The organism is Streptomyces sp. NBC_00726, assembly GCF_045161735.1.
Taxonomy (GTDB): Bacteria; Actinomycetota; Actinomycetes; order Streptomycetales; family Streptomycetaceae; genus Streptomyces.
The window spans coordinates 6,218,947-6,237,894 of sequence record NZ_CP108983.1 but is presented as its reverse complement, the minus strand read 5'-3'; the positions used below and the strand labels follow the sequence as shown (position 1 = coordinate 6,237,894).

The 18,948-nt window shown below is 72.6% G+C and carries 12 protein-coding genes and 5 riboswitches; of the genes, 3 read left to right on the top strand and 9 right to left on the bottom strand.

Going from position 1 to position 18,948, the window contains the following annotated elements; all coding sequences use genetic code 11:
• Positions 1-107: 107 nt before the first annotated feature.
• Positions 108-289, bottom strand: a riboswitch (cobalamin riboswitch).
• Positions 290-334: 45 nt separating this feature from the next.
• Positions 335-556: riboswitch (cobalamin riboswitch) on the top strand.
• A gap of 147 nt (positions 557-703) precedes the next feature.
• Entirely contained in the window at positions 704-3,022 is a 2,319-nt protein-coding gene (gene metE, locus OG338_RS27700) for a 5-methyltetrahydropteroyltriglutamate--homocysteine S-methyltransferase (RefSeq protein WP_405939951.1), read from the top strand.
• A 24-nt stretch (positions 3,023-3,046) separates the two neighbouring features.
• Here the strand turns inward: metE and OG338_RS27695 are convergent, their stop codons facing one another.
• The 6 genes from OG338_RS27695 to OG338_RS27670 form a co-directional block, all read right to left on the bottom strand.
• Positions 3,047-3,430 (bottom strand): hypothetical protein, encoded by a 384-nt coding sequence (locus OG338_RS27695; RefSeq protein WP_405939950.1) that lies wholly within the window; start codon positions 3,428-3,430, stop codon positions 3,047-3,049.
• Positions 3,431-3,491: 61 nt separating this feature from the next.
• Positions 3,492-3,560: riboswitch (cobalamin riboswitch) on the bottom strand.
• Positions 3,559-4,428, bottom strand: coding sequence for an ECF transporter S component (locus OG338_RS27690; protein ID WP_405939949.1), 870 nt, complete (start codon positions 4,426-4,428; stop codon positions 3,559-3,561). (Overlaps the previous riboswitch by 2 nt.)
• On the bottom strand, positions 4,425-6,071 hold the full coding sequence (locus tag OG338_RS27685; RefSeq protein ID WP_405939948.1) for an ABC transporter ATP-binding protein: 1,647 nt from the start codon (positions 6,069-6,071) through the stop codon (positions 4,425-4,427). The genes OG338_RS27690 and OG338_RS27685 overlap by 4 nt, the downstream gene beginning before the upstream one ends.
• Positions 6,068-7,246 carry an energy-coupling factor transporter transmembrane component T gene (locus tag OG338_RS27680; RefSeq protein WP_405939947.1) on the bottom strand — a complete coding sequence of 393 codons (1,179 nt, stop codon included), beginning with the start codon at positions 7,244-7,246 and terminating at the stop codon, positions 6,068-6,070. Before OG338_RS27680 ends, OG338_RS27685 begins: the two co-directional genes overlap by 4 nt.
• Positions 7,243-8,172, bottom strand: coding sequence for a hypothetical protein (locus OG338_RS27675; RefSeq protein ID WP_405939946.1), 930 nt, complete (start codon positions 8,170-8,172; stop codon positions 7,243-7,245). Before OG338_RS27675 ends, OG338_RS27680 begins: the two co-directional genes overlap by 4 nt.
• Positions 8,169-10,916 (bottom strand): prenyltransferase/squalene oxidase repeat-containing protein, encoded by a 2,748-nt coding sequence (locus tag OG338_RS27670; protein ID WP_405939945.1) that lies wholly within the window; start codon positions 10,914-10,916, stop codon positions 8,169-8,171. The genes OG338_RS27675 and OG338_RS27670 overlap by 4 nt, the downstream gene beginning before the upstream one ends.
• A 170-nt stretch (positions 10,917-11,086) precedes the next feature.
• Positions 11,087-11,218, bottom strand: a riboswitch (cobalamin riboswitch).
• Positions 11,219-11,319: 101 nt separating this feature from the next.
• Positions 11,320-11,393: riboswitch (cobalamin riboswitch) on the top strand.
• 122 nt (positions 11,394-11,515) lie between these two features.
• Between OG338_RS27670 and OG338_RS27665 the strand changes: the two genes are divergently transcribed.
• Complete coding sequence (locus tag OG338_RS27665) at positions 11,516-12,928, top strand: hypothetical protein (protein ID WP_405939944.1); 1,413 nt, start codon at positions 11,516-11,518, stop codon at positions 12,926-12,928.
• Positions 12,929-12,949: 21 nt separating this feature from the next.
• Here the strand turns inward: OG338_RS27665 and OG338_RS27660 are convergent, their stop codons facing one another.
• From OG338_RS27660 to OG338_RS27650, 3 genes are all read right to left on the bottom strand, one after another.
• Positions 12,950-13,444: a molybdopterin-dependent oxidoreductase gene (locus tag OG338_RS27660; protein ID WP_405939943.1), complete on the bottom strand. Its 495-nt coding sequence runs from the start codon at positions 13,442-13,444 to the stop codon at positions 12,950-12,952.
• 147 nt (positions 13,445-13,591) lie between these two features.
• Positions 13,592-16,375: a molybdopterin-dependent oxidoreductase gene (locus tag OG338_RS27655; RefSeq protein WP_405939942.1), complete on the bottom strand. Its 2,784-nt coding sequence runs from the start codon at positions 16,373-16,375 to the stop codon at positions 13,592-13,594.
• A complete protein-coding gene (locus tag OG338_RS27650; RefSeq protein WP_405939941.1) occupies positions 16,372-17,208 on the bottom strand; it encodes an FAD binding domain-containing protein in 837 nt (278 codons plus the stop codon). The genes OG338_RS27655 and OG338_RS27650 overlap by 4 nt, the downstream gene beginning before the upstream one ends.
• Positions 17,209-17,432: 224 nt before the next feature.
• Here OG338_RS27650 and OG338_RS27645 point away from each other — a divergent pair, with 224 nt between their 5' ends.
• Positions 17,433-18,947 (top strand): PucR family transcriptional regulator, encoded by a 1,515-nt coding sequence (locus OG338_RS27645; RefSeq protein ID WP_405939940.1) that lies wholly within the window; start codon positions 17,433-17,435, stop codon positions 18,945-18,947.
• Position 18,948 lies beyond the last annotated feature (1 nt).

Genomic DNA, 18,948 nt, shown 5'->3' with positions numbered 1-18,948 from the left:
ATGGTGGGGCGCGAGATCGCGAATGGCCGGAGGCCCCGTCAGACGGCGGGCTCACCTGGGTCGTGGATACATACCGATGCCATGCGTGTCAGCTCCATCCTCGTGGACAACACAGAACATCCCGCGGCCGGTATCCTGACTCCCGGATCAGCGCGCGCCGTCCGCCTTCCCGACATCCAACTCGTCAGTGGCGTAACGCTCGACGGCGTACTCCCCGGTCACAGTGGCGGGACCGTGCCGGATTCACACCGGCTTCCCTGCACCGCGGGCCTTGTACTCGCGACTATATAGTTGGACGTCCTAGTAAATCCAGAGGCGCGTCCCGGCATGTCGTAGGCTGGGCACCGCAGCTGGTTCGCCCCGTCCGCCAGGCGGGATGCGTCGTAAGAGGGAACCCGGTGGGAATCCGGGACTGCCCCGCAGCGGTGAGCGGGAACGACCGCCGTCATACGCACTGGACCCGGGACGGGTCTGGGAAGCGACGGCCAGTAGGTGTCCTCCGGCACGGAGGATGGGCCCGCGAGTCCGAAGACCTGCCGACTGCCCGTGTACGGACCATTCCGTACACGGATATTCCGGTGACCTCGTGGGCGGGTCGGCGTACACACCAGGCGGAGCGTCCTTGCCCGTCGGGTCGTCGTCACCTTCGCGCTCTCGTCCCGTCTCCGGGATCTCAGGGATTCATCTCGCGAAGGAGATCTCCGTGACCACCAAGTCCGCAGCCGCGGCAGCACGCGCCACCGTGTACGGCTACCCCCGCCAGGACCGGGACCGGGAGCTCAAGAAGGCCGTCGAGGGTTACTGGAAGGGCCGCGTCACCGCGGACGCCCTCCGGCAGACCGCCGCACAGCTCCGGCACGACAACCGGCAGCAGCTCGCCGACGCCGGCATCCAGGAAGTCCCCACCGGTGACTTCTCGCTCTACGACCATGTGCTGGACACCACCGTCATGGTCGGCGCCATCCCCGAGCGCCACCGGGAAGCCGTCGCGGCCGACGCGGTGGACGGCTACTTCGCCATGGCGCGCGGCACCCAGGACGTGGCGCCGCTGGAGATGACCAAGTGGTTCGACACGAACTACCACTACCTGGTGCCCGAGCTGGGCCCCGGCACCGTCTTCACCGCGGACTCCGGCAAGCAGGTCGCTGAGCTCAAGGAGGCCCTGGCGCAGGGGCTTGCCGCCCGGCCCGTGCTGGTCGGCCCCGTCACCTATCTCCTGCTGGCCAAGCCGGCCCCCGGTGTGCCCGCCGACTTCGAGCCGCTGACCCTGCTGGACCGGCTGCTGCCGGTGTACGCGGAGGTGCTGGCGGATCTGCGTGCGGCCGGGGCCGAGTGGGTGCAGCTGGACGAGCCGGCCCTCGTCCAGGACCGCACCCCGGCCGAGCTCAACGCGGCCGAGCGCACCTACCGTGACCTCGGCGCGCTCACCGACCGCCCGAAGCTGCTCGTCGCCTCCTACTTCGACCGGCTGGGCGAGGCGCTTCCGGTGCTGGCGAAGGCTCCCGTGGAGGGCCTGGCGCTGGACTTCACCGAGGCCGCCGCCGCCAACCTGGACGCCCTGGCGGCCGTGGGCGGACTGCCCGGCAAGCGCCTGGTCGCCGGTGTCGTCAACGGCCGCAACATCTGGATCAACGACCTCCAGAAGTCGCTGTCCACACTGGGCACCCTCCTCGGGCTGGCCGACCGCGTCGACGTGGCCGCCTCCTGCTCGCTGCTCCATGTGCCGCTGGACGCCGCCGCCGAGCGGGACATCGACCCGCAGATCGTCCGCTGGCTGTCCTTCGCCCGGCAGAAGACCGCGGAGATCGTCACCCTGGCGACGGCGCTCGCGCAGGGCACCGACGCCATCGCCGGTGAGCTCTCCGCCAACAGGGCCGCGCTGGCCTCCCGGGCGGACTCCCCGATCACCCGGGACCCGGCCGTACGCGCCCGGGCCGAGGCCGTGACGGACACGGACGGCCGCCGCTCGCAGCCGTACACCGAGCGGGCCGCCGCCCAACGGGCACACCTGGGGCTGCCGTTGCTGCCGACGACGACCATCGGCTCGTTCCCGCAGACCGGCGAGCTGCGGACGGCCCGCGCCGATCTGCGGGCCGGGCGCATCGACACGGCAGGTTACGAGGAGCGCATCCGGACGGAGATCCGCGAGGTGATCTCCTTCCAGGAGAAGACGGGCATCGACGTGCTGGTGCACGGTGAGCCCGAACGCAACGACATGGTGCAGTACTTCGCCGAGCAGCTGACCGGATACCTCGCCACCCAGCACGGCTGGGTGCAGTCGTACGGCACGCGGTATGTGCGTCCGCCGGTCCTCGCCGGGGACATCTCGCGCCCCGAGCCGATGACGGTGCGCTGGACCTCGTACGCCCAGTCGCTGAGCGACCGCCCGGTCAAGGGCATGCTCACGGGTCCGGTCACCATGCTCGCCTGGTCGTTCGTCCGCGACGACCTGCCGCTCGGGGAGACCGCCCGGCAGGTGGCGCTCGCCCTGCGCGACGAGGTCAATGACCTTGAGGCAAGCGGAACTTCGGTGATCCAGGTGGACGAACCGGCGCTGCGCGAGACGCTGCCGCTACGGGCGGCCGACCGGGCGGACTACCTGGCCTGGGCCACGGAGGCGTTCCGGCTCACGACCGGCGGGGTGCGGCCGGCCACCCAGATCCACACCCACATGTGCTACGCGGAGTTCGGGGACATCGTCCAGGCCATCGACGATCTGGACGCCGACGTCATCAGCCTGGAAGCCGCCCGCTCCCACATGCAGGTCGCCCGCGAACTGGCCGCCCACGGCTACCCGCGTGAGGCGGGACCGGGGGTCTACGACATCCACTCGCCCCGCGTCCCGAGCGCCGAGGAGGCCGCCGAGCTGCTGCGTACGGGACTGAAGGCGATCCCCGCCGAACGGCTCTGGGTGAACCCCGACTGCGGCCTCAAGACCCGCGGCTGGACCGAGACCCGGGCCTCCCTGGAGAACCTGGTCGCCGCCGCCCGTACCGTCCGGGCGGAACTGCCCGCTTCCTGAACGGGGTTGCCGGGGGCCGGGACGTCACTCGCGTCCCGGCCCCCGGCCGGCCGCGCCCGGGTCGAACGCGTACAGGTCGAGAATCTCGGGCATCGGGGCCGTGCCGGGGCCTCCGGCGCTCACCCAGGCTATGACGTCCTCGGTCGCGTCCCGGTCGTTGACCAGCCCGAGCCACACCGGCCGGGCCCCGGCGCGACGGGCATCGGCCGAGGGCTGTACGACGATGACGTTGGCCTGTTCGCACACGTCCAGGCACGCGGAGACGCGCACCGGTACGGCCGAGCGCAGGCGCGCGGTCTGGGCCGCGTGGTCGCCCGGCACCTTGACCGTGCCGCAGCAGCAGTCCCGGCACACCGTCACCCTGCTGGGCGCGGAAGCCGTTGCGGTAAGGCCCGTTGTTTCCGGCATGACGCCGTCCGCCTCTCACCGGGGAGGTCCGCCCCGGACGTCGTGGAGGTGGCGACGGTGTGAGTGTCTGGCTCCCGGGCCGTGCCCGGTCACAGTGGCGGGACCGCGCCGGATTCACACCGGCTTCCTCAGCTCCCGTCGCCCGATTCGGCGGTCATCGTCTCATGCCCCTCGGTGCGGTCCACCGGCTGAGGTGCGGTGAAGCGGACCGGGGCGCGGAAGCGGGCCCGGCGGGCGGCGCGGCGGAACGTCGTGAGCACGGCCGGGCCGGCGAGCAGGACGCACACGAAGTTGGTCACGGCGCGCCCGGTGTCCCAGCCGAGGGAGGTGGCCAGGTCGAAGGCGACGTACCGGTGCCACTGCTCGGTGAAGGGCAGGCCGGGAAGGTAGGCGATGGAACTGTTCGGGTCGAGGGAGAACGGCCAGAAGGAGAGGTTGAGAAGGAATCCGAAGAGGTAGCCGGACAGGGAGCCGTAGACGGCGAGCAGAAGCACTTCGCGGCGGCCGGTGGCGCGCGGGAGGAACCCGGCGAGCATGCCGACGAAGGCGCAGCCGAACATCTGGTACGGCATCCAGGGGCCGACTCCGCCGGTGATGAGCGCGGAGGCGAAGAGCGAGGTGCAGCCGAGGGTGAAGCCGAAGCCCGGGCCGAAGACGCGGCCCGCGAGGACGAGGACGAAGAAGACGGTCTCGATGCCCGCCGTGCCCGCGCCGAGGGGGCGCAGCGCGGCGTTGACGGCGGACAGCACCCCCAGCATGGCCAGGGCCTTGGAGTCGATGCCGCCCTCGGCGATCTCGGAGAGCACGACGCACAGGATCAGGACGAGCAGCACGCCGAAGATCAGGGGCGGTGCGTAGTTCGACCCGAAGGTGCCCGGCGCCACGACGAACGGCCAGAAGAAGGCGACGATCCCCAGGAGCGCCGCCAGCACGATGACGACGGTGGCGCGCGGCACGAGCACGATCGCGGGCACGGTCGGTGTGTTCGGCGTCGTCACGGCTGATCGCCCTCCGGTCGGGGTGCGGCCAGCGCGGTGGTGACCTGGTCCACGGTGAGGAAGGACAGCGGTGCCAGGATCTTCGCCGTCTGGGGTGCGAAGACCGGGGAGGAGACGATGACGTCCGTGGTGGGCCCGTCGGCGACGATCTCGCCCTCGGCCATGACGACGACCCGGTCGGCGGCGCGGGCGGCGAACTCGACGTCGTGGGTGGAGACGACGATCGCGCGCCCTTCGGCGGCCAGTGCGTCGACCGTCTCCACGAGACTGTTCTTGGCCCGGTAGTCGAGGCCCCGGGTCGGTTCGTCCAGGAGCAGGACGTCCGGGGCCGCGGTGAGCTGGATGGCGAGGACGAGGGCCAGTTTCTGCCCTTCGGAGAGGTCTCTCGGGTGGGTGCCGCCGTGGATTCCGGGTGCGAGCCGGTCCAGGATCTCCCGCGCGTTCCGGCCGTTCGCGGATTCGGTGTCCGCCTGGGCGAGTTCCTGCTCGACGCTTTCCAGGTAGAGGAGGTCGGCGGGGGTCTGCGGGACGAGGCCGACCAGTTGCCGGGCCCGGGCGGCGGGCAGGGTGTGGGGGTCGGCGCCGCGTGGCGTGCCGTCGGCCACGGATACGGTGCCGGAGTGCCGGGCCCCGGTGCCCTGGAGGGCCCACAGCAGTGAGGACTTGCCGGATCCGTTGCGTCCCATCAGTGCGGTGACCTCGCCCGCGCGCAGGATGAGGTCGACCTCGCGGACGGCGGGGACGCCCTTGTAGGCGACGGTCACCTTGCGGGCGGTGAGCAGGTCGGGCCGGCCGGGTCCGGGGTCCTCGCGGACGGGTGCCGGGGTGTGGCCGGTCAGCCGGGTGCGCAGCTCGCGGGCGGTGCGTCTCGCGTCGCGGATGGACAGCGGGAGGGGGTCCCATCCGGCGGCGCGGCCGAGCTCCACGATGGGGGGTGCGATGGCGGAGGTGCGCAGAATGTCGGCGGGGGCGCCGATGCGGACGTGGCCGTCGCCGGGCAGGTGGAGTACGCGGTCGGCGTACTGGACGACGCGTTCGAGGCGGTGTTCCGCCATGAGGACGGTGACGCCGAGGTCATGGACGAGGCGGGTGACGGCGGCCAGGACCTCTTCGGCCGCGGTGGGGTCGAGGGCGGACGTCGGTTCGTCCAGGACGAGGACGCGGGGGTGGCTCGTCAGGACCGAGCCGATGGCGACGCGTTGCTGCTGGCCGCCGGAGAGCTCGTGCAGGGCACGGTGGCGGAGGTCGGCGAGCCCCAGCAGGTCCAGGGTCTCCTCGACGCGTTTGCGCATGGTGGCGGGCGGGACGGCCAGCTGCTCCATGGCGTACGCGAGTTCCTCCTCCACGGTGTCCGTGACGAATCCGTCGAGGGGGTCCTGGCCCACCACGCCGACGACGTCCGCGAGTTCGCGCGGCGGATGGTGGGCGGTGTCCCGGCCGTCGACCGTGACCCTGCCGTACAGGGTGCCGCCGGTGAAGTGCGGGACGAGGCCGTTGACCGCGCCGAGGAGGGTGGACTTGCCGACCCCGGTGTGGCCGACGACGAGACACAACTCGCCCTCCTCGACCGTCAGGTCGACGTCCCGGAGCGCCGGTCCCGCCGCGTCGTCGTACTCGATGGTGACCTGGTCGAAGGTGATCACGCGGTTCCGGCTTTCGGGTCGGTGCGGTGGGTCGCGGCCGGCGGCGGGGCGAGGAATCCGGCCGCGCCGGCCAGCAGGATCGCCGAGGTCGGCACCAGCGGGAGGTCCGGCCAAGTGAGCGGGTAGAACGTGGGGTTGAGCTGGGCGGGGTCGTAGCCGAGGTTCGCGAACAGCAGGACCGCCGAAAGCACACCGCTGCCCGCGACCAGCCACTCGGCGGCGCGCCAGGGATCGGGCCGGTAGGTCGTACGGGTGACACGACGGCCGCCGAGCCGGAGCCCGGCGACGCACAGCGCCGCGCCGACGCTCATCGCGGGCAGGCCCAGGAAGGCGGGGGCGGTGGCGTCGAGGAGCCCGTACGCCCCCGCGCACAGTCCGCACATGCCGAGGAGCATGAGGCCACCGGTGACGCGCCGGGAGGTGCGGGTCGCGGTGCCGGCACGGCCGTAACCCCGTGAGTCCATGGCGGCGGCCAGGCGCAGTGACCGTTCCAGGGCGTCTTCCAGGACGGGCACGACGATGCCGCGCAGTGCGCCCAGGCCCCGGGTCCGGCCTGCTCTCAGCTTCCGTGCCCGGGACACTCGTTGGACGCTCTGCACCAGCTGGGGGGCGACGCTGATCGCGACGGTCACGGCGACGCCGAGCTCGTACAGCGCGCCGGGCAGGACCCGCAGGGCCCGCTTCGGGTTGGCGAGGGTGTTGGCGGCGCCGATGCAGCACAGCATGCACGCCAGGCGGAGCCCGTCCGTGGCGGAGGAGAGGACCGCCTCCAGTGAGACGGGGCCGCCGAGCTGGATGCCGGCGTACCAGTCGGGGGTGGGGATGTGCGGCAGGGCGAAGAGAAAGTGGTCGTGCGGGGTGATGCCGGTGGCGAAGACCGCGCGGAAGGTGACGCGGATCGCCACGACGGTCAGCGCCAGGTAGAGGTAGTACTTGAAGCCCCGGGCCCAGGGCGCTGTCGTACGGCGTGCCGTGACGACGTAGCCGAGGACGGCGAGCACCAGGAAGAGCAGCAGCGGGTTGGCGGTGCGGCTGACCGCGGTGGCGAGGGCGAGTGCCCAGATCCACCAGGCGAGCGGGTGCAGGCCGCGGGGCAGCCGCCGGCCGCCCCGGTCCGGTCCGGGACCGGGCGGGGCGGCGGGCGGCTGCGCGGCGGTGCGGGCCACCGAGGTCACTCGTGCCGCCTGCGGCGGGCGGCGTAGAACGCGGCGCCCCCGATGAGCACCACGAGGGCCGCGCCCGCGACGACCGGCAGCACCGAGCCGGAGTCGTGGGGTGCGTCGGCGGTCGGTTCGGCGTTGAGCACGGGCGTCTTGCCCTTCGCGGCCGCCGCGTCCGCGCTCGCGGTGTCCGAGGGAGACGGCGACGGTGACTCGCTCGTCTCGGGCTCGGGCTTCGTGGACTCGGGCGTCCTGGACGCCTTCGGCTTCTTCGAGTGCGTCGGGGACGGGGTGTTCTCCTGGGTGGCGCCCTGCTCCGGGGCGGGGCCCGTGTCGACGTCCGGCGGCAGGTCGGGCGCCTTCTCGGTGGACGCGGGCGAACCGGCCCCGGTGGGCTTGGTGTTGTGGGCCCGCAACTGGTCGGGGGTGACCTTGGGGCGGCCCTTGGTCCCCCCGATGTCGGTCCCGCCGAAGATCCACAGGTCGACGCTGCCCGGCTTCGGCCGGTAGAGCATCGCGCCGAGCTGGCTGTACTCCCAGTCATTGGCACCGGGGTCGGCGTGCCAGTACGACCAGTAGGCGGACGCCGGCGGCGTGAGGACGCAGTCCTCCTCGGACGTGGGCGGGAACTGCTTGCCGCTCTTGTAGCCGCTGAAGCCGATCCGGCAGATGAACGCGGGTCCGTCGTGCCCGGTCCCCACCGTGCGCCAGCCGCCCTGGTTCAGCAGCTCGTAGCCGGTCGTCGGAGTCGTACCGCAGGCCCGGTAGATGGGCCCGCCCCAGTGGCTGAAGTCGACGGCGAGGACCGCGCCCGACGTGGTCGTGCACCGGCCCATGGGCTGCGGGTCGGCCGCTGCCGGGGACGCGGTCGCGCCGAGCCCCGCGAGGGTGAGGCCGAGCGCGGCCACCAGACGTGCGACGGTACGCAGGACCGGCCTCATCGCCCCGCTCCCGCCGCGACCCGGCGCCGGGCGGCGACGACGGCCCACCAGCCGAGGGCAGTGAGCAGCACGGCGAAGGCCGCCAGCGCGGTGATCTGGACACCGGTGGAGGCCAGCGCGCCGCCGTCACCGCCGTCCGCGTCCACGATGGCGCCGCCCGAACCGGAGTCGTCGTCGCCGGGGGTGACGATCAGCGGGGTGCCGCCGGCGTCGTCGGTGGGGGTGGGCTGGGCGGAGGTGCCGTCGAGGCCGCGGTCCAGCTTCCCGAAGGAGATGCCGGTGGCGCCGCCCACAGCCTGGGTGGACGCCCGCAGATCGGAGCCCGGCTGGCCCTCCTTGGCAACCTTGAAGCCGCCGTCGGAGTTCTGCTGCCCGGCGAGGAACTTCAGCGCCGCGTCGATCTCTTTCTGGTACGTCGCCTTGTCGAGGGACAGCCCTTGCACCGCGAGGGCCGCGGAGTTGACCGAGTTGCCCGCCGCGCCCGGGAATCCGCCGTCGGGAAGCTGCTGGGAGGCGATCCACTTCAGGGCCTTGCCGACCGCGGCGTCCGCCGTCTTCCCGCCGGCGAGGTCGAGGGCCATCGCGGCCATGGCGGTGGAGTCGACCTCGGAGTCGCCGGTCGGCGGGATCAGGCTCGGCCAGGCGCCGCTGTCGTCGTTCTGGAGGCTCTCCAGATAGGCGAGCGGTGCCTTCGCGTTGTCCTCGTCCCCCGCGCGCAGCTGGGCCATGACGGCGAGGGCCTGCGAGAAGACGGACGGCGCGTAGGTGTAGGCGCCCTCGGCCGCGCAGGAGCGGTCCGGGGCGGTGCTCGCGGCGGGGCACACCGCCTTGTCCAGGGCGGCGATCAGGTCGTGCCCGGCGAAGTCGCGCGGGTCGCGCCCGACGGCCTCGGCCAGCAGCGCGGTCTTGCCGAGCGATCCGCCGGCCTCGTACTCGGTGCCGACGCCCGTCCAGTCGTTGACCGTCCGCCCTTCGCCGTCCTCGCCCTCGTCGTCCAGGAAGTCCACGATGCCGCGCAGCTTCGCGTCGTTGAGGCCGGTGGCGGCGAGCGCGTAGGCGCCGTCGATGGTCAGGCCGAAGTCGGCGCGCCCGGACCCGGGGCCGACCGGGTAGTACCGGCCTTGCTTGAGCTGCGCCGCGCCCGTGAGATAGGCCACGCCCTTCTTCAGGTCGGGGCCGTTCCCGGGGTTCGGCGCGTCGGTGGTGGGCGGGTCGGTGGGGGTCGGCGTCGGGTCGGTGGTCGGCGGGTCGGTGGTCGGCGGGTCGGTCGGCTCCGCCTTCTCGGTGGTGAGCGTCGCGAGGTCCGTACGCGCTCCCGCGAGTACGGCGACGGGGGTCGCGTACAGGGTGGGGTCGACGGCGTCCTGGTCGAACCCGAAGCCGCCGTCCTTGAGCTGGACGCGGGAGAGCCAGCCCTCGGCGGCGTCGGCCCGCTTGGTGTCGCCGACCGCCCGCAGCGTCTGGGCGGCGTAGGCGGTGGCGATCACGTCACCGGTGGTGGACCCGGCGTAGCCCGGGAAGGCCCCGGTGTCGAGCTGTTGCTTCGCGAGGTAGTCGTGGGCCTTGGTGACGGCGTCGTCGTGTCCGCCCGCCGTGTGCAGGACGAGTGCGATCAGCCCGGTGGTGCCGGCGTCGCCCTCGCAGCGCTCGCCCGGCTGGATGAGGATGCTGGTGATGCCGCCGTCCTTGCACTGGACCTGGGTCAGCCGCTCGACCGAGGCCGGGTCGGGCTGCTCGCCGGCCCGCAGGAGGGCGAGGACGGCGCGGGCCTGCTCGTCGGCGTACGTGATGTTCCGGATGTCGCCCGGTGCGGTGCAGCCGTCGCCGGGGGCCCGTTCCGTGCACACGTTGCCGCTGAGGTCGGCGGCCAGGTCCCGGCCGCCGAAGGAGTGCGCGTCGCCCTCGGTGGACTCCGCGAGCAGGGCGAGCCGGGCGGCGGCCGCGGTCGCGGGCGGCTGGTTCTGGCCGTTGGGTGCGACGTAGTCGTCGACGTGGGCGGCGAGGAACGAGGTGACCTTGTCCAGGGTGTCGCTCCTGCCGTCGGCGGCGGCCAGCGCGTAGGCGGTCTCCGTCGTCAGCAGGTAGTTGGGGGCCTCGGCGCCCTCGTCCACGATGCGTTCGCCGTCGGTGAGGCCGTCCTTCAGCCAGGCCGCGGCCGCGGCGACGTCCACCCGGCCCGGTGCGCCGGTCGGCTCACCGCCCGGGTCGGGGGTCGAGCCGCCTCCGGCGCGTACGTCGTCGGGGCTGAAGGCGGGGCGGCCCGTGGTGCCGCCGATGTCGGTGCCGCCGTAGACCCAGGCGTCGACGTCGCCGTCCTTGAGCTTGCGGCCCATGGCCCCGTACTGGCTGTAGGACCAGTCGTCCTGTCCGGGGGAGGCGACCCAGTAGGACCAGTACGCGGTGGCCTGCGGGGTGAGGACGCAGGCTTCCTTGTCCGGAGTGGGGTACTGGGTACCGGAGTTGAAGGCGCCGTATCCGATGCGGCAGATGAAGGCCGGTCCGTCGTGCTGGGTGCCGGCGGTGCTGAAACCACCTTCGTGCAGCAGCTCGTAACCGGTGGTGGGGGTCGTGTCACAGCCACGCTCGACGGTGCCGCCGAAGGGCCCGAAGTCGACGGCGACGATGGCGCCCTTGGTGGCCGTGCAGTCGTCGGCCGGGGCCGCGGCGGCGCGCTGGGCGCCGGGCAGGAAGGCGAAGCAGACCGCGGCCAGGAGGCCGAGTGCGCAGAGCGCGGCCGTGAACATGCCGTGCCGTCTTCGTGCACCTGTGTCCGGGCGCTGCATGGTCCCCACCGGTCCCCCTCGGGTGTGGCCGATGCGGGGGTACGAAGACGTGGCAGCAGTACGCCGCCCGGATTCCGCAGGGAACCGCGCGTCGTTACGGGTCGCACCACGCCGTAGTCCGCGACGGCGTCTGTTGCTGTGGAACAAGCTCCAGGTACTCCGGCTCACCCGGCGAGGCCGGGTCTACGGTTGCGGGTCAGCGCCGGACTTCGACCGGCTTCCCCTGGAACAGCTTGCGTATCGGAGCGAGTGGAGCATGTGTTCGTACGGTCCGTCAAGGCCGTCCCGGACGTGAAGCCGAGGCACACCGAGGCGCTGTGGCGGACCCCGCCCGGCGTCGGGTACTGTCCCGCACTGCCGAGTGGGGGAACCCGGTGGGAATCCGGGGCTGACGCGCAGCGGTGTGGGGGCATCGACCGCCTCCGAGCCCGAATGCCCAAGCGGCGATGGCTATCTGGAAGTCGGTCCCCGCGTTCACGGACGACGGCCAAGTCCGTTGCGTGCGCTCGAACAGGGCCGGTCACCGGGCGGGGCGGCGTCCCTTCACCCTGGAGCACTCCATGCCCCGTTCCGCCCTCCTCCACCGCTCCGCCCTCACGGCGGTCGCCGCGCTGGGCGCCTTCGCGCTCACCACACTGCCGGCCGCCGCGACCGCCACGCCCGCGCAGATCGCCACGTCCACGACGAACGGTGTGACATACCTCAAGTCGCTCCAGCAGCCGGACGGTTCGTACGCGGGCACCGGTCTGTCCAACGAGTGGGCGTTCAGCGCGCTCGCGGCGGCGGGCACCGCCTCGGTGGACGTCACCCCCGGCGGCGACGCGACCAAGAACGCGCGGACGGTGTACAGAAACCTTCTGGCCACCAGCGCCTGGCCCTCCGCGTCCCCGGTCGTCACCGACTACGAGCGGGCCGCCCTCAACGCCTACGCGGCGGGCATCGACCCGGCACGCGTCTCGGCGGCGCGCAACCTCGTCGCGGACATGTACGGGTACTGGCAGACCGCCGAGCCCGGCTACTTCGGCCCCTCCGCGAACTTCAACGGCACGGTGTTCGCGGCGCTCGCCCTGAACGGCGCCAAGACCACGACCGGCCAGATACGCGTCCCGCAGGCGCTGCGCGACGCGGTGATCAGCCGCATCCGGGCCAACCAGCACGACGACGGCGGCTGGAACTACAGCAAGGCCGAGGGCGATCCGGGCGCGCTGGCCGCCGACAGCGACATCGACATGACCGGGGCCGCGATGGCCGCGCTCTGTGTGTCGGGCGTCGCGAACACCGACCCGGACATCGTCCAGGCGAAGACGTTCCTCAAGGGCAAGCTGATCGCCAACACCGGTGCGTTCGACGCCATGTTCGGCGTCAACACGGACTCCAACGGCTGGGCCGTCTCCGGTCTCAACGCCTGCGGGATCAACCCCCAGACCGGTGACTTCCTCACCAGCAAGGGCAAGACCCCGGTCGACTTCCTGATCAGCCAGCAGTTCAACCCCGGTGGCGGGTTCAAGTACCTCCCGTCCGATACCGGTCCGCAGGCGTACGCCTCGATCGACGGACTGCGCGCGGTCGCGGGCGGCGGCTTCACGGCGGCCCCGCCGGCGCCGGTCACCTCGGGCGCACCCCAGTGGGTGGGCCAGACCGCCCTGACCTCGGGCACCGCGACCTCCTTCGCGCTGACCGTGGACGACGGCACGGGCAGCCTGAAGGTGTGCTCCGTGGCACTCACGCCGACCGGGTCCACGACCACGCTCGGAGCGGTCCTGGACGCGGCCACGAGTGCGGCGACCCCGTCCGGCTGTGTCAGCGGTGTCACCCCGTCCTCCGGGACCGGACAGCTCACCTCGCTCAACGGCAAGGCCAACAGCGGCTCGGACACCTGGAAGGCGAGCGTCGACGGCTCGGCGTTCACCACGGCCGCACGCAACCGGTCCATCGGTGTCGGGGACACCATCGCCCTGCGGTGGGGCGCCTGACGGCACACCGCCGCCGGCCGGTCACACACCCGCGGGGTGGACCCCCTCGCGGGTGTGGCGGCCGAGCCAGATGCCGGTGACGGCGCTGACATAGCGTGCGCCGCACCGGTCGGACGGGACGACGAGCTGCGTACCGGCCTCGTCCAGGTCGTGGTCGTCCATGCGGGTGGCGAGCAGGACCGGCGCGTTGCCGAAGTCCGCGTCGATCTCCGCCCAGGACAGGACGGTGTGGTGGCCGTCGCCGCCGCTCACCGCGAGCAGGAAGCGCGAGCGCTCCTTGCGGCGGAGCGGGGCGAACCGGGGCAGTGTGGCGGCCACCACCTCGCGCAGCAGCGGACCGGCGAACGTGTGGCGCTGCGGGCCGGAGGTCGCGCAGTCGAAGACGACCTCGGCCCGGTGCTGCTCCCAGTCCCGCCGCAGCCGGGCGACGGACAGGGTGACCGGATCGGCCAGGTCGCCCCAGAGCGCGAAGGTGCCCGTGGGTGCGGGACGCGTGACGGTGCTCGGTCGGCTCATGGTCGGTCCCCTCGCGGCGGTCGGTGCGGCGGCTGCGCGCAGTGATACCCGACCGCCTGGGGGATGAACCGCGATTGCCATGCCGGTTCGCCTCTTCGGCTCGCATTTCTGAGCTTTGCACGAGTACCGGCCTGGCAGGTGTCCGGTCTATCGGCCGACGCCCTCCGCCCGCCGGTCCAGTGCGATCCAGACCCGGTCACGGGTCACCGGCAGTTCGGTGAAGCGGATGCCCGTGGCGTCGCGCAGGGCGTTGGCGAAGGCGGGCGCGACCGGGTTGAAGGGGCTCTCGCTCATGGACTTGGCGCCGAGCGGGCCGATCGAGTCGGAGGTCTCCGTGAAGTGCACCTCGGTCCTGGGCACATCGGCGTACTGGGGCAGCCGGTAGCGGCGGAACGCGGCGGTGGTGACCTCGCCCCGGCCGTCGACCCGGACGGTCTCGAAGAGGGTCGCGCCCAGCGCCTGGGCGACGCCGCCCTCGACCTGGCCACGGCACTGCATCGGGTTCATGACCTTGCCGGCGTCGGCGGCGTGGACGCTGCGCAGGATGCGGATCTCGCCGGTGCCGGGGTCGACGGCGATCCGGAACCACTGCGCGTTGAAGGCGACCGAGCGCGGCGACCCGCCCCAGTGCCCGTCGGCCGCGAGCTCGTCCGCCGCACCGAGGGCGTGCCCCGCCTCGTACAGCTCCTTGAGTGTGACGAGCCGGCCGGCGCAGTCGACGGACTCCGCGCCGAGCACGCACAGATGGCGGGCGACTCCGGTGTGGCGGGCGGCCAGGGTCCGCAGCCGCTGTTCCAGGGAGGTCGCGGCGAGGAGCACCGCCTTGCCGGCGACGACCGTGCCGGCGGAGCCGAAGGCGCCGGTGTCGTGGCGGACGACGTCCGTGTCGGACTGGCGGATCGCGATCCGGTCCTCGGTGGTGTTGAGGGCCCCGGCGGTGAGCTGTTTGTGCACGGTGGTGGTGCCGTTGCCGAACTCCGCGGTGCCGACGGCGATGTCGTACGTTCCGTCGGGCAGCAGCGAGACCCGGGCGTCGGCGTAGTGGCCGCCGGGCGGACCGGTGGCGATCATCGCCATGCCGGTGCCCTGGCCGGTCAGCCACCCCTCGGGGACGTCGTCGGCGCTGCGGTCCTCGGCGATGGCCTTGCGTACGACGGACAGGCACTGGTCCAGGCCGTAGGACGCGATGTGCAGGTCCTCCTCCTCCCCGATCGGGCTGATCATGGCCTCGCCGGGGCCGATGATGTTCTTCTCGCGGAACACCAGCGGGTCCATGCCGAGGCGCCGGGCGAGCTCGTCCATGACGGACTCGACGGCGAAGGTGACCTGGCCGAGGCCGTAGCCCCGGAAGGCACCGGCCGGGACGACGTTGGTGTACACGGAGTAGGCGTCGACCTTCTTGTGCGCGGCCCGGTACACCGCGAACGACTCGCCGACGCTGTGGAACATCACCGCCGGACCGTGGTTGCCGTACGCGCCGGTGTTCGACACCACCCGCATCCGCAAGGCGGTGAGTGTGCCGTCCCTGCGGGCCCCGGCCTTGACGCCGATGATGAAGGGGTGGCGGGTGGTGGCACCGTAGAACTGCTCGGCGCGGGTGTATTCCAGCTTCACCGGCCGCCGCAGCCTGAGCGCGGCGAGGGTGACGATGTCCTCGGTGAGCATCTCCTGTTTGCCGCCGAAGCCGCCGCCGACCCGGCCCGCGACCACCCGTACCTCGTCCTCGGGCAGTCCGTACAGCGCGCAGAGCGCCCGGCGGGTCAGGAACGGGGTCTGGGTGGAGGAGCGCACGGTCAGCCGCTCCCCCGTGCCGTCCTCCTTCGGCTCGAAGTACGCGACACAGCCGTGGGTCTCCAGGCTGGCGTGTTGCACCCGCTGGGTCCGGAAGGTCTCCTCGTGGACGATGTCCGCCTCGGCGAAGCCGTCCTCGACGGAGCCGATTTCGCCGTGCACCTCGCCCGCCACGTTGTCCGCGACCCGGGCGATGCGCACCTCGGGCCCCTTCCCCGCGTGGATGACGGGCGCGCCGGGACGCATCGCCTCCTCCGCGTCGGTGACATGCGGCAGCACCTCATATGTGACCTCGACGCGCCGGCACCCCTCCTCGGCGGCCTGTTCGCCGTCCGCGACGACGGCCGCGACGCGCTGGCCGACGTAGCGGACGACGTCGTCCAGGACCCGGGTGTCGTCGGGGTCCTCGGTGGGGTGCTCGTGGCGGGCGGACGAGTAGAGCGTGTCGGGTGCGTCCTCGTGGGTGAGTACGGCGACGACCCCGGGCACGCGCAGTGCGGCGGCCGTGTCGATCGCGAGGATGCGGGCGTGCGGGTGCGGTGAGCGGAGCAGCTTCATGTGGAGCAGGCCGGGGACCTCGGTGTCGAAGGTGTAGCGGGCGGTGCCGGTGACGACCTGGGGCCCGGCCGGTGCGCCGACGTTCCGCCCCACCGCCTGCCCCGCGCACGGGCGTTCGGTGTGCCGCACCCCTTGTACCGCGTCCTCGATCGCCCGGTAGCCGGTGCAGCGGCAGAGGTTGCCCTTGAACGCGCGCGGCAGGTCGTCCAGTTTGCCGTCGTCGTGCTCGGTGCCGCGCTCCGCCTCCAGGGCCGCCGTGGTCATCAGGAACCCGGCGGTGCAGAACCCGCACTGGTAGCCCTGTGCGTCAAGGAACTTGCGTTGTACGGGGTGGAGTTCGCCGTCCGTCGCGGCCAGGCCCTCGACGGTCGTCACCGTACGGCCTGCGGCGCGCGCCGCAGGGTAGAGGCAGCTGTGCACCGGCTCGCCGTCGACGTGGACGGTGCAGGCGCCGCAGTCGCCGGCGTCGCAGCCCTTCTTCACCCCGAACCAGCCGCGTTCGCGGAGATAGGTCCGCAGGCACTGGCCGGCGCGGGGCTCCTCATCGGACGTCCGTCCGTTGACGTGGAGTTCGTAGCTCATCGGTCGTCCCTTCCGGGTGTTTCGGTCAGCTCGCGGCGGACCTCTTCGGCGAGGCGCAGCCCCATGTGACGGCGCCACTCGGGCAGTCCGTGGATGTCGTCGAACCATTCGGTGCCGGACACCGCCGATTCGATCGCGGACCGCAGCCGCCCGGCGGTCGGCGGCAGCGGGAACCAGAACCGGAAGGGCCTGGTGGTGGCGGCGGTGACGGTCACGGCGAGGGAGCCGTCCACCGGGTCGAGCGTGCCGATGACGAGTGCGCCGGACCGGCCCAGGCCGTACAGGGACGCCTGCCGGAAGGCCGTACGGCACTCCAGTGCCCGGCCGGGCAGGGTCACAGATCGCAGCAGTTCGCCCTCCGCGAGGTCCTTGCGGCCCGCGCCCCGGATGAAGTCGGCCACCTTGACCTCGCGTACGGAGCCGTCCTGGGCCCGGAGCAGGCAGCTGCCGTCGAGCGCGGCCGTCAGCGAGATCATCGGCCCGGCCGGCAGGCCGTTGCACAGGTTCCCGCCGACGGTCGCCATGTTCCAGATCTTGAACGAGGCGAGGAAGGCGCGGCAGCACTTCTCGAAGAGCGGGGCGGCGGGCGCGTGCAGCGAGCGCCGGCCGTAGCGGGACAGCTGGGCGATCGTGCAGGTAGCGGCGATCTCCAGCGAGCCGTCGGGTTGGCGCGTCAGGGGTTCCCAGCCCATCCGGCTCAGGTCGACCAGGCGGCGCAGGTGCGGCTGCGGCTCCGAGAACAGATAGGTCCCTCCTCCCAGCCAGGCGTCTCCGGCCCGCCACGGCTCGCGCAGCCGCGCGTCCCGTACGTCGGTGATCGTGTTCAGATCCATCCCGCCCCAGCCCTCCAACCGATGTCTTCGAGCCAGTGAAGCCCCCGGAATGTCCGGACACGACTGGACGCGAACCCGGAAAACATCCACCTCGGGACCCTTGCGCCTGGAGGATCAAACAAGAGCCATTTTCCGCCTGAGGCTTTGCATCTACGATGCGATTACTCGTATTCGCCTCGTGAATGCGAGTGCGGGCCAGTCCCGTGACCGCGCTAGGAGTCCGTATGCACGTCGACCACCTCCTCCGGATGGACCGGCTGGATCTGTCCCTCGTCTGGGGCGACGAGACCCTGCTCGGTCAGGAGATCGCCGGAGTCACCGCGACGGATCTGGAGGACCCGGCCCGTTTCCTCCAGCCGGGAGAGGTGGTGCTCAGCGGTCTCGTGTGGTGGAGCCCGGAGGGCGGGCCGGGGCGGACGAACCGGTTCGTTTCGGCGCTGCGGGAGGCGGGGGCCGTGGCGCTGCTGGCCGGTGAGGAGACGCACGGCGAGGTGCCGCGCCAGCTCGTGGACGCCTGCCGGAAGTTCCGCGTGGCGCTCATCGCCGTACCGCCGCAGACCAGTTTCCGGGCCGTGACCGAGGCCGTCTATCTGCGCCAGTGGGGCGACCTCAGCGGCCGCCCCGGCGACCATCACGCCCTGCCGGAGAACGTACGCCGGGACCTGGACCACGCGCTGGAGGGCGGCGCGGCGGCCGGGGAGCTGCTCGACCGCGCGTTCGCCCACCTCGGGGCGCCGGTCTGCCATCTGCTCACCAGCAGCGGCCGGACCGTGGCCCGCACCGGCGGTGCGCCGGGCCTGCCCGCGCCCCGGGCGGCGGAAACCCTGCGCGGCGGCCGGGGCACGACCGTGCGCGTCGAGTCCGAGAGCACGGCCTTCGACACCTGGTACCTCCACCTCCCCGAGGGCGAGCAGGTGCCGCCGCGCGTCCTGGAGGAGATATCCGGGCTGCTCGGCAGATTCCGGCGCCGCCGCGACCAGCACCGGGCGGCGCGCGACACCGCCGCCGCCCGGCTCGTGGCCGCCGTCGGCGCCCTGCGCCCCGATCCGGACGGCCTGCGGGGCGCCCTGGAGGCGTGCGAGCTGGCCGGCCTGTCCTCGTACACCGTGGTGACGGCGGTGCTGGACCACGGGGACGACGGCACCGCCGCCCTCGGCGAGGCGCTGGCCCATCTGCCGGGGGTGGTGTGCGCCGTGGCCCGGGGCGCCGGTGACGAGGCGACGGCGGTCGTCGCGCACACCGGGGACGCGGCGGCCGGGGTCGGGGAGGGGCTGCGCGGGATCGGGCCCCTGATCCAGGACTGCCGCCCGCAGAGCACCTGGCGGGCCGGTGTCAGCGAACCGGTCGCCGCCGCCGGGCTGCACACGGCGCTGACGCAGGCCCGTTACGCCCTGGCGGCGGCCCGCTCCCCGGTGCCGGGCGGCCCGCCGGTCGTCGTACAGGGCGAACTCGGCGGTCTGGCCCTGCTGTTGGCCGGGGTGCCCGCCGACGTACGGAAGGTGTACCGGAAGACGGTCCTCGGCCCGCTCCTGGCGGCAGGGCCGAAGTCGGGCCCCATGCTCCTGGAGACCTTGCGGGCGTTCCTGGACCACGACTGCTCCTGGGCGCGCACCGCGGAGGCCCTGCACATCCACGTCAACACGGTCCACTATCGCGTTCAGCGCATCGAACTCCTCACCGGCCGCGATCTGTCCCGTCTGGACAACCGCCTCGACCTGCGCACGGCGCTGCTGTGCTGAC

Coding starts and splice junctions, on each gene's coding strand:
- OG338_RS27665 (WP_405939944.1), top strand. CDS start 11,516: ATGCCCCGTTCCGCCCTCCTCCACCGCTCCGCCCTCACGGCGGTCGCC.
- OG338_RS27650 (WP_405939941.1), bottom strand. CDS start 17,208: ATGGATCTGAACACGATCACCGACGTACGGGACGCGCGGCTGCGCGAG.
- OG338_RS27660 (WP_405939943.1), bottom strand. CDS start 13,444: ATGAGCCGACCGAGCACCGTCACGCGTCCCGCACCCACGGGCACCTTC.
- OG338_RS27695 (WP_405939950.1), bottom strand. CDS start 3,430: ATGCCGGAAACAACGGGCCTTACCGCAACGGCTTCCGCGCCCAGCAGG.
- OG338_RS27655 (WP_405939942.1), bottom strand. CDS start 16,375: ATGAGCTACGAACTCCACGTCAACGGACGGACGTCCGATGAGGAGCCC.
- OG338_RS27645 (WP_405939940.1), top strand. CDS start 17,433: ATGCACGTCGACCACCTCCTCCGGATGGACCGGCTGGATCTGTCCCTC.
- OG338_RS27675 (WP_405939946.1), bottom strand. CDS start 8,172: ATGAGGCCGGTCCTGCGTACCGTCGCACGTCTGGTGGCCGCGCTCGGC.
- OG338_RS27670 (WP_405939945.1), bottom strand. CDS start 10,916: ATGTTCACGGCCGCGCTCTGCGCACTCGGCCTCCTGGCCGCGGTCTGC.